The sequence below is a fragment of the Arthrobacter sp. 10T413_2 genome (assembly GCF_056394205.1).
This window is the reverse complement of sequence record NZ_JBFTHK010000123.1, coordinates 1-12,675: the sequence shown is the minus strand read 5'-3', so window position 1 is coordinate 12,675 and position 12,675 is coordinate 1. Positions and strand designations below refer to the sequence as shown.

Genomic DNA, 12,675 nt, shown 5'->3' with positions numbered 1-12,675 from the left:
GTCGGAGATGATGGCGTCAAGCAGCGGAATCAGGGACTCGCCGCCTTCCAGCGAGAAGCGCTTCTGGCCGACGAACTTCGTCTGCAKGAACGTCTCAAAGGCCTCGGCAGCGTTGAGCTTGGAGACGATGCGCAGCTGCTCGTCGCGGCTCGGCTTTGAGTACGGGTGCTMGATCTGGTCCTGGAACCATTTGCGCTCGGCCGGGTCCTGGATGTGCATGTACTCGATGCCGGCGGTGCGGCAGTAGGCGTCGCGGAGGACGCCGAGGATGTCGCGGAACTTCAGCATCGGCTTGCCGCCGAAGCCGCCGGTGGGCCATTCGCGGTCCAGGTCCCACAGGGTCAGGCCGTAGGTCAGGACATCGAGGYCCGGGTGCTTGCGCTGGACGTACTCCAGCGGATCGGTGTCCGCCATGAGGTGGCCGCGCACGCGGTAGGCGTGGATCAGCTGCTGGATCCGGGCGACCTTGTTGATCTCGTCGGCAGGGTCCACCTGGAGGTCCGGGCTCCAGCGCACGGGCTCGTACGGGATGCGCAGGGACTCGAAGATTTCGTCGTAGAAGTTCTGAGCACCCAGCAGGAGCTGGTGCACAAGCTTGAGGAACTCGCCGCTGCCGGCACCCTGGATGACGCGGTGGTCATACGTGGAGGTCAGGGTGAGGACCTTGCTGATGGCGTTCTGCGCGATGATCTTCTCGCTGGCGCCCTKGAACTCGGCCGGGTAGTCCAGTGCGCCGACGCCGATGATGGCGGCCTGGCCCTTGGACAGGCGGGGCACCGAGTGCACGGTGCCGATGCCGCCGGGGTTGGTCAGGGACACGGTGGTGCCGGAGTGGTCGTCCGCGGTCAGCTTGCCGTTGCGGGCGCGCTTGATCAGGTCCTCGTAGGTGTGCCAGAACTCGGAGAAGTTGAGGGTCTCCGCCTTCTTGATGTTCGGCACCATGAGCAGGCGGGTGCCGTCAGGCTTGGGCATGTCGATCGCGATGCCGAAGTTCACGTGCGCCGGCTGGACAGCCACCGGCTTGCCGTCGATCTCGTCGTAGTAGACGTTCATCGAGGGGAACTGGGACAGGGCGCGGATGACGGCGTAGCCGATCAGGTGCGTGAAGGAGACCTTGCCGCCGCGGGCGCGGGCCAGGTTGGAGTTGATGACGACGCGGTTGTCGATCAGCAGCTTGGCCGGGATGGCGCGGACGCTCGTGGCGGTCGGCACTTCCAAGCTGGTGACCATGTTCGACGCGATGGCCTTGGCCGGGCCGCGCAGGACGGAGACGACGTCCTCTTCCGGCGCCGTCGGGGCTTTGACGTTCTTGGGCAGCTGTGCCGGGATCGGTGCGGTGCCGGGGCCGGCGTCGGAGGTCTTGGAGCCGTCCCGGGCGACGGTGGCCGGGGCTTTCTTGGCTGCGGGGGCCGGAGCGGGGGCTGCGGGCGTGGCGGGCGCAGGTGCGGCGGGCGCAGCTGCTGCCGGCGCTGCGGCAGCAGGCGCTACAACGGGAAGTTCACGGGTGGCAGGATGCACAGCGACTGCTGTGCCGGACGTTCCGTTGGCGGAAGAGGCGTCACTAGCTGCAAAGGATTCGAACAGGGGCCACCACTTGGCGTCGACCGTGTTCTTGTCCTGCTGGTAACGCTCGTACAGTTCGTCAACGAGCCACTCGTTTCCGCCAAATTCCTCTGGTAGACGGTGGCTAGGCTGCTCTGGCACTTGAAATACGCCTCTTCCATGAGTTTGATTCCCTCTGGCTTCCACGGTGCTTCGGCACAACGATCGAGCCAGTCTCTGCGTCCAGTGAACCCAGACCCATGCCAGTCTAGTGACGATTCTTGCTAAACCGCCAATAAGCGTGACTCAAATCATGATCTGCCCCGGCGGCCACTKAATTGGCGTGAAGATGTCGTGCGGAACCGGCGAGGATGCGGCGGCTGCCGCACYGGAAATCGCCMTAGAATCGAGGGAGAACCGTTTGGTGCCGAAGGTGCCAGCTAAGGAGCAGCCGTGCGTTTCCTGAATGAGCCCATCACCGATCTGACCTACTCCGACCTCTTCCTCGTCCCGTCCCGTTCCGATGTCACCTCGCGCCTGGACGTGGATCTCGCGGCCGACGACGGGACCGGCTCGGCGATTCCGCTGGTGGCGGCGAATATGACGGCGGTGACGGGAAAGCGGATGGCCGAGACGATGGCCCGCCGCGGCGGCCTGGGCGTCCTGCCGCAGGACGTCCCGCTCGATGTCATCCGGGACGTTGCGGCCTGGATCAAGGGCCGCCACCCGGTCCTCGAGACCCCCGTCACCCTGGCACCCACGGACACCGTGATCGATGCCCTGCACTTGATGGGCAAGCGGCCGCACGGGGCCGTGGTGGTGGTGGACTCGGCGGGCGCCGTCACCGGAGTGGTCCGTGCCGCCGACTGCGAGGGCCAGGACCGTTTCGCATCGCTGGCCTCCGTACTGCGCCACCAGCCGCTCGTGCTGGATGCCGGGATGCTCGGTGCGGGAACGCTGACGGGCGGACCGGCCGCGGATGCTGCCGGTGCGGCCCAGTCGCTCCGCCGCGCCTTTGAGGCGATGGACGCCGCCGGGACGGACTATGCGCCGGTGCAGCAGGACGGTGTCCTGGCCGGTGTGCTCACCCGCAAGGGCGCCCTTCGCTCCACCATCTACCGCCCGTCCCTGGACGATGACGGCAAACTCAAGGTGGCTGCCGCCGTCGGGATTAACGGTGACGTGGCCGGGCGGGCGGCCGAGCTCCTGGCTGCCGGCGTCAACGTGCTGGTCCTCGATACCGCKCATGGCCACCAGCAGAAAATGTTCGACGCCCTGGCCGCCGTGAAGGGACTCAACCCCGGCGTGCCCGTGGTAGCCKGCAACGTGGTCACCGGCGAGGCCACCCGGGAGCTCATCGAGGCCGGAGCGGACATCGTCAAGGTCGGCGTGGGTMCGGGCGCCATGTGCACCACCCGCATGATGACGGCCGTGGGCCGCCCGCAGTTCAGCGCCGTCCTGGAATGCTCCGCGGCGGCGCGGGACGCCGGCGGCCGGGTGTGGGCCGACGGCGGTGTCCGCTACCCGCGCGACGTCGCACTGGCCCTGGCTGCCGGGGCGAGCCAGGTCATGATCGGGTCCTGGTTTGCCGGCACTCACGAAAGCCCGGGAGACCTGCAGTTGGACGCGGGCGGCCGGCAGTACAAGGAGAGCTTCGGCATGGCGTCCGCCCGCGCCGTGCAGAACCGCAACCAGCGCGAGGGCGCCTTTGAGAAGGACCGCAAGGCCCTCTTCGAGGAGGGCATCTCCACGTCCCGGATGTACGTGGATCCGGCGCGGCCCGGCGTCGAGGACCTGCTGGACATGATCACCGCCGGCCTGCGCAGCTCCATGAGCTACGCCGGCGCCGCCGATCTCGCCGCCTTCCGCGAACGTGCMGTGGCCGGCATTCAGTCCGCGGCCGGGTACGAGGAAGGCCGCCCCGTCCCGCAAAGCTGGTAGGCCCGGCTGGTGGGCCCGGTGGGCGAACGCCGCGGGGTGACGCCCCCCGTGACGCCGCAGCTCGGGGGCTGGCGGCGGCTGCTCCTGTAGACTGAAATTCTTATGGACAGTAAATCTAGGTGCCGGCCTGGGGGCTGTCAGCGAAGAACGGAAACCGTTCCCGCGCAGTCCACCCGCAGAGCCGGCAAACCCCGTTCACGCGCCCATCACTCTCCGGCCATTCGCCACTCCGGAGCCTTCCAGGACACAGCGTCGGCTGCCGCCGACCATCCTCCGCCGGCCCGCCGCCTCCAGCCATTACGCACCCCGCAACGGCACCGGCTGTGCGCCGCCGCTCCGGAAGCAGGCCATTAAATGGAATGGCTTCTCCTCGTAGCAGGGCTCCTGCTCATCCTCGGCACCGGTTTCTTCGTTGCCGTGGAATTTTCCCTGGTCGCCCTTGATCAGGCGACAGTGCAGCGCGCMGTCGACAGGGGAGACACCGCCGCCGAGCCTCTGCTCAAATGCCTCAAGTCCCTCTCCACCCAGCTCTCCAGCTGCCAGCTCGGCATCACCATGACCACACTGCTGACCGGCTACGTCATGGAACCGTCCGTCGGCAAGCTGCTCGAAGGCCCTCTCGCGGCCATCGGAGTCCCGGCAGCGGCGGTCGCCTCCGTCTCCCTGATCCTGGCGATGGCGCTGGCCACCCTGCTCTCCATGGTGATMGGCGAACTGGTGCCCAAGAACATGGCGATCGCCCTGTCCTTCCMGATCGGCAAGGCCGTTGCCCGGCCCCAGCTGGTGTTCACCGCGATCTTCAAGCMCGCAATCGTGGTCCTKAACKGTTTCTCCAACAAGGTCCTCAACGTCTTCGGCCTGKAGGCCAAGGAGGAAATCTCCGGCKCGCGCACCCCGGCAGAACTCGCCTCCCTCGTCCGCCGCTCCGCGGCCATGGGCACGCTCGACGCCGGAACGGCCAACTTCATCGCCCGGACCCTGAAGTTCTCCGGCCGGACCGCCGCGGACGTCATGACCCCCCGCATCCGGGTGGAGACCATCGACGCCGACCAGCCGGTGTCGGACATCGTCGAGGCCGCCAAGCGCACCGGCTACTCCCGTTTCCCGGTGATCGGCGAGTCGTCCGATGACATCCGCGGCGTGGTCCATATCAAGAAGGCCATCGCCGTTCCCGCGGACCGCCGCGCCAAACTGCAGGCCGGCGCCATCATGACCGATGTCCTCCGGGTGCCCGAAACCATCCACCTGGATGCCCTCCTTGCCGAACTGCGTGAGGGCAACCTGCAACTGGCCGTCGTCCTCGACGAGTACGGCGGAACGGCCGGCGTCGCCACGCTGGAGGACCTCGTGGAGGAAATCGTCGGGGAAGTGGCCGATGAACATGACAAAGTCCGGCCGGGGCTGCTCCAGAGCGCCTCGGGCGACTGGTACTTCCCCGGACTGCTCCGGCCCGATGAACTCTCCGAACAGATCCCGGGCCTGACCGTGCCCGACGAAGCTGCCTACGAAACGGTGGGAGGCTACGTCATGAGCCAGCTTGGCCGCATCGCGGCAGTCGGCGACAYGGTCGACGTCGTCGGCGGAACGCTCAGCGTGACCCGCATGGACGGCCGCCGGATCGACCGGATCTGCTTCCGGCCCGCCCGGGTCCCGGGCAGCGGCCAKCCCGCCAGCCAGGCAGGTGCCGCATGAGCGACTGGGCAGGAATCCTGTGGCTTGCCGTCCTGCTGGTMGGCAACGCCTTCTTCGTGGCGGCTGAATTCGCCATCATGTCCGCCCGCCGGAGCCAGATCGAGCCCCTGGCCGAGGCCGGCTCGAAGCGCGCGCAGACCACCCTGCGGGCCATGGAAAACGTCTCCCTCATGCTCGCGTGCGCCCAGCTCGGCATCACCGTCTGCTCGCTGCTGATCCTGCAGGTGGCCGAACCCGCGATCCACCACCTCCTGGCGGTGCCGCTGGAAGCGGCAGGCATCCCGATGGAGGCTGCGGACCTCGTGGCCTTCGCCGTCGCCCTGCTGGTGGTGACGTTCCTGCACGTCACGTTTGGCGAAATGGTGCCGAAGAACATCTCGGTGTCCGTCGCGGACAAGGCGGCGCTGCTGCTGGCTCCGCCGCTGATGTTCATTGCCCGGGTGGTGAAGCCCGTCATTGCGGCCCTCAACTGGTCCGCCAACCACATCCTGAAGCTGATGCGGATTGAGCCGAAGGATGAGGTCACGTCCTCCTTCACCCTTGAAGAGGTGCAGTCGATCGTGCAGGAATCCACCCGTCACGGGCTCGTGGACGACGACGCCGGGCTCATCACCGGAGCGCTGGAGTTCTCGGAGCACACGGCGTCCCACGTGATGGTGCCGCTGCACAAGCTCGTCATGCTCAAAGCGGCCACCACGCCGGCGGAATTCGAAAAAGCAGTGAGCCGGACCGGTTTTTCGCGCTTCCCGATGCTCGACGACGACGGCATGCTGGCCGGTTACCTCCACATCAAGGACGTGCTGTCCATCCCCGACGCCGGGTACCACCAGGCGATTGCGGAAAGCCGCATCCGGTCGCTGGCGAACCTCGCCATGGACGACGAAATCGAGAAGGCCATGTCCGTCATGCAGCGCACGGGCTCGCACCTGGCCCGCGTGATCGGGCCCGACGGGCTGACCCAGGGCGTGCTGTTCCTGGAAGACGTGATCGAGCAGCTGGTCGGCGAGAYCCGCGACGCGACGCAGGCCACCGGCTACCGGAGGCTGGGCCAGGAGCAGTAGCGCGTTGCCAGTAGCGGACGGGCGGCACGGCGGCGCGCCGGGTATCCCTAAATAGGAATGATTCCTATTTAKGGATACACTCGGGCTGTTGCTATTGCTCCTGATTCTCAATAACAGATCCGAGGTTTCCCGTGCGCCGTCCCGCTGCCCGAGCCGTGCTGGCTGGTTTTGCCGGCCTAGGCCTCCTGCTGACCGCGTGCGCTCCGACGGCGGGAAGCGCCCGGGGGACCGCCGGCGACGGCGTCGTCGACGTMGTAGCCTCTACGAGTGTCTATGGCGACATCGTCTCCAGCATCGGCGGCGACAAGGTCCGGGTCAGCTCGATMATCAGCCGCACCAGCCAGGACCMGCACTCCTACGAGGCCACCACCCAGGACAAACTGGCTGTCTCCAAGGCMGAACTCGTGGTGGAGAACGGCGGGGGCTACGACTCCTTCATCGACACGCTCGCAACGGACACCGGGCTKGACCGCGGCAATGTGATCAGCGCCGTGGACGTCTCCGGCCTTGCCTCCGAAAGCCCGGCAGCGGCGAGCCCCGAGGCCTCCGGCCATACCCATGCGGCCACCGGGCTGAACGAGCACGTCTGGTACAGCCTGCCGGCCATGTCCCGCCTCACGAACGCCATTGCCGACAAACTCGGCACGCTGGAACCCGCCTCGGCGGAGACGTTCCGGACCAACGCGGCCGCCTTCAAGGACTCGCTCGGCGGCCTGGAAACCAAGCTCGCCGCGATGAAGTCMGCGAAGGATCATGTGCCCGTGGCCGTCACCGAGCCGGTGCCGTTGTACCTGCTGGAAGATGCAGGACTGGAGAACAAGACCCCGGCCGAATACACGGCGGCGATCGAGGAAGGCGCCGATGTCCCGCCGGCCGTCCTCAAGGCCGCCGTCGATCTCGTGGGATCGGGGAGCGTCCGGCTGCTGGCCTACAATACCCAGACCGAGGGGCCGCAGACGCTGGCGCTGAAGAAAGCCGCCGCGTCCGCCGGCGTCCCGGTCGTGAACTTCAGCGAAACCCTTCCCGAGGGCCAGACCTTCCTGCAATGGATGACCGCAAATGTGGCGAGCATCAGCAAGGCCCTAGGATGATCGCAACAACGGAAGCGTCTGTCTCCGCAGGGAAATCGAGGAAACCTCATTTGACACCGGTAGTGAGCCTCCGCGGCGCCTCCCTGTCGTTCGGCCAGCGGACACTGTGGGAGGGCCTGGACCTGGACATCAACCCGGGTGAATTCTTCGCCGTACTCGGTCCTAACGKCAGCGGCAAGACCACTTTCCTCAAGGTCCTGCTCGGGCTGCAGGAGCTGAGCACGGGCACGGCCGTGCTTGACGGCAGGCCCGTCGAACGGGGAAGCCGCCGGATCGGCTATGTCCCGCAGCAGAAATCCTTCGACCCCGACACGCCGCTGCGCGCCCGCGACCTCGTGGCCCTCGGCGTCGACGGCCACCGCTGGGGCATCCGCCTTGGCGGCGCAAAAGTGAACCGGAAGGTGGACGAACTCCTGGAGCTCGTCGGCGCCAGCGACTACGCCAAAGTGCCGGTCGGGMAGCTGTCCGGCGGTGAGCAGCAGCGCCTGCGCGTGGCCCAGGCCCTCGCCACGGATCCCAAGGTGCTCTTGTGCGACGAGCCGCTGCTGTCCCTGGATCTTCAGCACCAKCAGGCCGTCAGCGCCTTGATCAACAAGCAATGCCGCGATGCCGACAGCGCCGTGGTGTTCGTGACGCACGAGATCAACCCGATCATGGACTACGTGGACCGCGTCCTGTACCTGGCCGGCGGACGGTTCCGCGTAGGCACGCCTTCCGAGGTCATGACCACCGAGGTGCTCTCCGATCTGTATGGCAGCCCGGTAGAAGTCATTCAGGCCAACGGCCGGCTGATCGTGGTGGGGCTGCCCGATGCCACGACGCACCACCACCACGACGCGCATTCAGTCGCGGGAGAGGCGGGCTAGATGGATCTGGGCAACCTGCTGCATTCAATCTTCAACTTCGAAAACTACGGCGAGCTGCTGGTCCTGGTGCAGAACTCGATCTGGGCCGGCGCCGTCCTCGGGCTGCTGGGCGGCCTCATGGGCACCTTCGTGATGAAACGGGACCTGGCCTTCGCGGTCCACGGCATCTCCGAACTCTCCTTTGCCGGTGCGGCGTTCGCGCTGCTGATCGGCGCGGACATCATCCTCGGCTCGCTGGCAGGATCGGTGCTGGCGGCCGTGGTGCTGGGCCTCATGGGCGTCCGTGCGCGGGACAAGAACTCGATCATCGGCGTCATCATGCCGTTCGGTCTGGGCCTGGGCATMCTGTTCCTGTCCCTGTATGAGGGCAGGGCCGCCAACAAGTTCGGCCTGCTCACGGGGCAGATTGTGTCCGTCGGAACGGTCCAGCTGCAGGTCCTKGCAGCCGCCGCCGTCGTGGTGATGCTGGCGCTGGTCGCCATCTGGCGGCCCCTGACCTTTGYCAGCGTGGACCCCGACGTCGCCACCGCCCGCGGCGTGCCGGTGCGGGCCCTGTCCCTGGCCTTCATGGTGTTGCTGGGCATCAGCGTGGCATTATCGATCCAGATTGTGGGCGCCCTGCTGGTGCTGGCCCTGCTGATCACGCCGGCGGCGGCGGCCATGCGGGTCACGTCCTCGCCCCGGCTGGTGGTCACCTTGAGCATCGTCTTCGCCATGACGGCGACCGTCGGCGGAATCCTGCTGGCCCTCGGCGGCCGGCTGCCCATCAGCCCCTACGTCACTACGCTGTCGTTCCTGATCTACGTGGCCTGCCGGGTGATCGGCGGTGCGCGGGCGAAGCGGGGACTTAATGGCCGGGTTGTCCGCACGCCGACCCCTACCTCGACGCCGGTGGCTTGAGCGCGTGCGCCTGCCGCGTCCGATTTTCCCCAGGTTTGCGCAGGATCGACCGCGTGGCGCCCCGACCCGCTGGTTGATTGCCGCTGATCCACGTCAAAGGCGGGGAAATTCGGCCGTCGTGCTGCAGGGAACTTCGACGGCGAGGCTACTTTGCGGTCTGCAGCGCCGTGCACTCGGGGCATAGCCCGAAGATTTCCACGGTGTGCTCCACAGCCGTGAATCCGTGCTCTTTCGCGATCCTCGCGGCCCAGGCTTCGACCGCGGGTGCTTCAACTTCCACGGCCTTGCCGCAGTTGCGGCACAGCAGGTGATGGTGGTGCCCGGTGACGGCGCAGCGCCGGTACACGGCTTCCCCGTCGGCGTTGCGCAGGACATCCACCAGCCCGTCGTCCGCGAGGGACTGCAAGATGCGGTAGGACGTCGCGAGGGACACCGTGCTCCCGCGCTCCTGGAGAATGCGGTGCAGCTCCTGCGTGCTGACGAAGTCCGCCAGATCGTCCAGGGCGGCACTGACGGCGAGACGCTGTTTGGTGACGCGCTGMTCCTTGCCCTGCGCCGGTGCCGCGGACGAGACGGGTCTCGGCGCTGACGCCGGGGCCGGAATCCGGCTGCTGCCGGCGGTGGCGCCCTGGGACATCGTTGAACTCGCTTCGCATTGGGGGTTTCGCGGGGGGACCCGCTGAGGCATGGTGGCAATGTCCAAGATTACCAGCGTCCAAGATTGCCGGCAGCGCTCCGTGGACACCGTGACGGGTGTTGCCTAGGCTGGCCGGATGAAGCTGACCAAATTCACCCACGCCTGTGTCCGACTCKAGAAGGACGGCCGGGTGCTGGTGCTCGACCCGGGTACGTTCTMTGAGACGGACCAGGCGCTGGCCGGGGCGGATGCCGTGCTGATCACGCACGAGCACGCGGACCATGTGGACGTTGACGCCGTCGCCGCGGCGCTGCAGGGCAACGCCGCCCTTGAGCTGTTCGCCMCGGAGGTTGTGGCCGTCACGCTGCGCAGCAAAGCGCCCGACGCCGCGAGCCGCATACACGCGGCGGCCGTCGGCGAGGACTTTGAGACGGCAGGCTTCGCGGTCCGGACCTTCGGGGKTCAGCATGCCCTCATCCATCCGCAGATTCCCGTCGTGGCCAACGTGGGCTACCTCGTGGATGCCAACGTCTACCACCCGGGGGACTCCTTCGCGATTCCCGACGGCGTCGAGGTCCGGACGCTGCTGGTCCCCATTCACGCCCCGTGGAACAAGGTGGGCGAAGTGGTGGACTTTGTGATCGGCGTCCGCGCACCGCTKGCGTTCCCGGTCCACGACGCGCTCCTGAACGACACGGGCCGAGGCCTGATTGAAGGGCATGTGACCCGGATCGGAGCGAAATACGGGACCGAGTACCGGCACCTCTCCAGCGGAGACTCGGTGGAGGTCTAGCCCGTTGGAGGTCTAGCCACCGCGGGCGCCCCGGCGGTTCAGTCCGGCCACACCCCGCTCTCGAAGAAGCCGCGCAGCACGGCCTCGTGGGGTTCGGGGTCCAGATCGTGGGCAGCCAGCCACTCCGCGTTGTAGTAGTTCCCGGCATAGCGGTCCCCGGCGTCGCACATGAGCGTGACAACACTGCCCCGGCGGCCCTCGGCGATCATCCCGGCGATGAGCTGCCACGCACCCCAGAGATTAGTGCCGGTGGACGGCCCGGCGTGAAGCCCTGCGTGCTCCCTGAGGTGGCGCATGGCCGCCACGGACGCGGCGTCGGGAACCTGGATCATGTGGTCGATCACGGCCGGCACAAAACTCGGCTCCATCCGCGGCCGGCCGATGCCCTCGATGCGGGACGGCAGGCCCGACGCCGTCCCGGCAGTTGATGTACCGCGGGCGGCGGAGTTCCCGCCGTTGGACTGGCTGTCCCGCCAGCCCGGATAGAACGCGGAATTTTCCGGATCGACGACGGCGAGTCTCGTCTCATGGCGCTGATAGCGCAGGTAGCRGCCGATCGTGGCGCTGGTGCCGCCGGTGCCTGCACCGACCACCACCCAGCGGGGGACCGGATGCTCCTCCAGGGCCAGCTGGCCGAAGATCGACTCGGCGATGTTGTTGTTCCCGCGCCAGTCCGTGGCCCGTTCGGCGTATGTGAATTGGTCCATGTAGTGCCCGCCGGTGCTGCTGGCGAGGCCGGCGGCGGCGTCGTAGACCTCGGAGGCATKGTMCACCAGATGGCACGAGCCGCCAAACTGCTCGATCAGGGCGATCTTCTMCCGGCTGGTGGTMCGGGTCATGACCGCGATGAAGGGCAGTCCKAGCAGCTGCGCAAAATAGGCTTCCGAGACGGCGGTGCTGCCGCTGGAGGCCTCGACGATCGTGGTGCCTTCCCGGATCCAGCCGTTGACGAGGCCGAACAGGAACAGCGAACGTGCCAGCCGGTGCTTGAGGCTGCCCGTGCGGTGGGTGGATTCGTCTTTCAGGTACAGCTGCACGCCCCAGTGCTCCGGGAGCGGGACGGAATACAGGTGGGTGTCGGCAKATCGGTTGTTCTCGGCATTGATCCGGCGGACGGCTTCGTCGGCCCAGGCCCGGTCGTGTCGGTGCGCGGTGTTCACCGCTACAGCCTACCGAAGACGGCGGGAGGCCGAAGATAGAGTGGGCGCATGGACACCCTCATCGATGCAGTTKCTCTCAAGGACCGGTTGGACAGCGCCCGAGAAACGGGCCGCCGCACAGTGCTCCTGGATGTTCGCTGGGCGTTGGGCGACCCCCACGGCCACGACCACTACCTGCGCGAACACATCCCCGGAGCTATCTTCGTGGATCTGGCCACCGAACTTGCCGGCCCCGCGGAACCGAGCCGCRGTCGGCATCCGTTGCCGACGCCGCAGCAGTTCCAGGAGTCCGCGCGCCGCTGGGGCATCAACGATGGCGACGCCGTCGTGGCGTACGACGACAGCGGCAACATGGCCGCCGCCCGGCTGTGGTGGATGCTGCGCAACGCCGGCTTCCGTTCCGTCCAGCTGMTCGACGGMGGTCTGGCCGCCTGGCGCGCTGCCGGGTTCGATCTGGCAGCCGGAGCCGAGCAGCCTGCACCGGGGAATGTCACTGTGTCCGKGGGAGCCATGCCCGCGATCGACGCCGGCCAGGCGGCTTCCTGGGGTCGGYGCGGGCTGCTTCWCGATGCCAGGGCGGGGGAGCGGTACCGCGGGGAAGTCGAACCCGTGGATCCCCGCGCCGGTCATATTCCGGGCGCAGTGAGTGCCCCCACCACCGGGAACCTGCAGCCCGACGGGCGGTTTCTGCCCCCGGCCGAGCTGCGGGAACGCTTCGAACGGCTCGGCTACCGTTCAGCCGTCCCCACCGCCGTGTACTGCGGTTCCGGGGTGACGGCGGCCCACGAAATCGCCGCCCTCGAGATCGCTGGCTTTACCGCTGCTTTGTACCCCGGTTCGTTCTCCGAGTGGTGTCACAGCGCCTCGAACGAGGTCATCAGCGGGGCCGCCCCGTATGGCGCGGACGCGGCTTCAAGCTAGAGCTCCTCATCGCCGGTTCACGCACTGACAGCGCCTGTCCTCACTTTGGTCATCCCCGACAGGCTGCCGAT

11 protein-coding genes are annotated in these 12,675 nt (G+C 67.4%); 8 read left to right on the top strand and 3 right to left on the bottom strand.

Annotation, left to right across the window (positions count from 1 at the left end):
• Positions 1 to 1,704: 2-oxo acid dehydrogenase subunit E2 (locus AC1DBQ_RS16810; protein ID WP_476929593.1), on the bottom strand; the 1,704-nt coding region annotated here is incomplete at its 3' end.
• A gap of 291 nt (positions 1,705 to 1,995) precedes the next feature.
• Between AC1DBQ_RS16810 and AC1DBQ_RS16805 the strand changes: the two genes are divergently transcribed.
• From AC1DBQ_RS16805 to AC1DBQ_RS16780, 6 genes are all read left to right on the top strand, one after another.
• A complete protein-coding gene (locus AC1DBQ_RS16805; RefSeq protein ID WP_476929592.1) occupies positions 1,996 to 3,483 on the top strand; it encodes a GuaB1 family IMP dehydrogenase-related protein in 1,488 nt (495 codons plus the stop codon).
• Between the two features lie 354 nt (positions 3,484 to 3,837).
• Positions 3,838 to 5,175, top strand: a complete 1,338-nt coding sequence (locus tag AC1DBQ_RS16800) for a hemolysin family protein (RefSeq protein ID WP_476929591.1) — start codon at positions 3,838 to 3,840, stop codon at positions 5,173 to 5,175.
• Positions 5,172 to 6,236, top strand: coding sequence for a hemolysin family protein (locus AC1DBQ_RS16795; protein WP_476929590.1), 1,065 nt, complete (start codon positions 5,172 to 5,174; stop codon positions 6,234 to 6,236). The genes AC1DBQ_RS16800 and AC1DBQ_RS16795 overlap by 4 nt, the downstream gene beginning before the upstream one ends.
• A 131-nt stretch (positions 6,237 to 6,367) precedes the next feature.
• Positions 6,368 to 7,327, top strand: a complete 960-nt coding sequence (locus tag AC1DBQ_RS16790; protein WP_476929589.1) for a metal ABC transporter solute-binding protein, Zn/Mn family — start codon at positions 6,368 to 6,370, stop codon at positions 7,325 to 7,327.
• Between the two features lie 50 nt (positions 7,328 to 7,377).
• The gene (locus tag AC1DBQ_RS16785) at positions 7,378 to 8,193 is read left to right on the top strand and encodes a metal ABC transporter ATP-binding protein (RefSeq protein WP_476929588.1); all 816 of its coding nucleotides are present in this window, start codon (positions 7,378 to 7,380) and stop codon (positions 8,191 to 8,193) included.
• On the top strand, positions 8,194 to 9,093 hold the full coding sequence (locus AC1DBQ_RS16780) for a metal ABC transporter permease (RefSeq protein WP_476929587.1): 900 nt from the start codon (positions 8,194 to 8,196) through the stop codon (positions 9,091 to 9,093). It begins immediately after the preceding gene.
• Positions 9,094 to 9,238: 145 nt separating this feature from the next.
• Here AC1DBQ_RS16780 and AC1DBQ_RS16775 read toward each other — a convergent pair whose 3' ends face one another.
• The gene (locus AC1DBQ_RS16775) at positions 9,239 to 9,730 is read right to left on the bottom strand and encodes a Fur family transcriptional regulator (protein ID WP_476929586.1); all 492 of its coding nucleotides are present in this window, start codon (positions 9,728 to 9,730) and stop codon (positions 9,239 to 9,241) included.
• A 136-nt stretch (positions 9,731 to 9,866) separates the two neighbouring features.
• On the opposite strand from AC1DBQ_RS16775, the gene AC1DBQ_RS16770 reads away from it, so the two are divergent.
• Positions 9,867 to 10,523, top strand: coding sequence for an MBL fold metallo-hydrolase (locus tag AC1DBQ_RS16770; protein ID WP_476929585.1), 657 nt, complete (start codon positions 9,867 to 9,869; stop codon positions 10,521 to 10,523).
• 38 nt (positions 10,524 to 10,561) lie between these two features.
• Here AC1DBQ_RS16770 and AC1DBQ_RS16765 read toward each other — a convergent pair whose 3' ends face one another.
• Entirely contained in the window at positions 10,562 to 11,683 is a 1,122-nt protein-coding gene (locus AC1DBQ_RS16765; RefSeq protein ID WP_476929584.1) for a PLP-dependent cysteine synthase family protein, read from the bottom strand.
• Between the two features lie 48 nt (positions 11,684 to 11,731).
• Between AC1DBQ_RS16765 and AC1DBQ_RS16760 the strand changes: the two genes are divergently transcribed.
• Positions 11,732 to 12,604, top strand: coding sequence for a sulfurtransferase (locus AC1DBQ_RS16760; RefSeq protein WP_476929583.1), 873 nt, complete (start codon positions 11,732 to 11,734; stop codon positions 12,602 to 12,604).
• Positions 12,605 to 12,675: the final 71 nt, after the last annotated feature.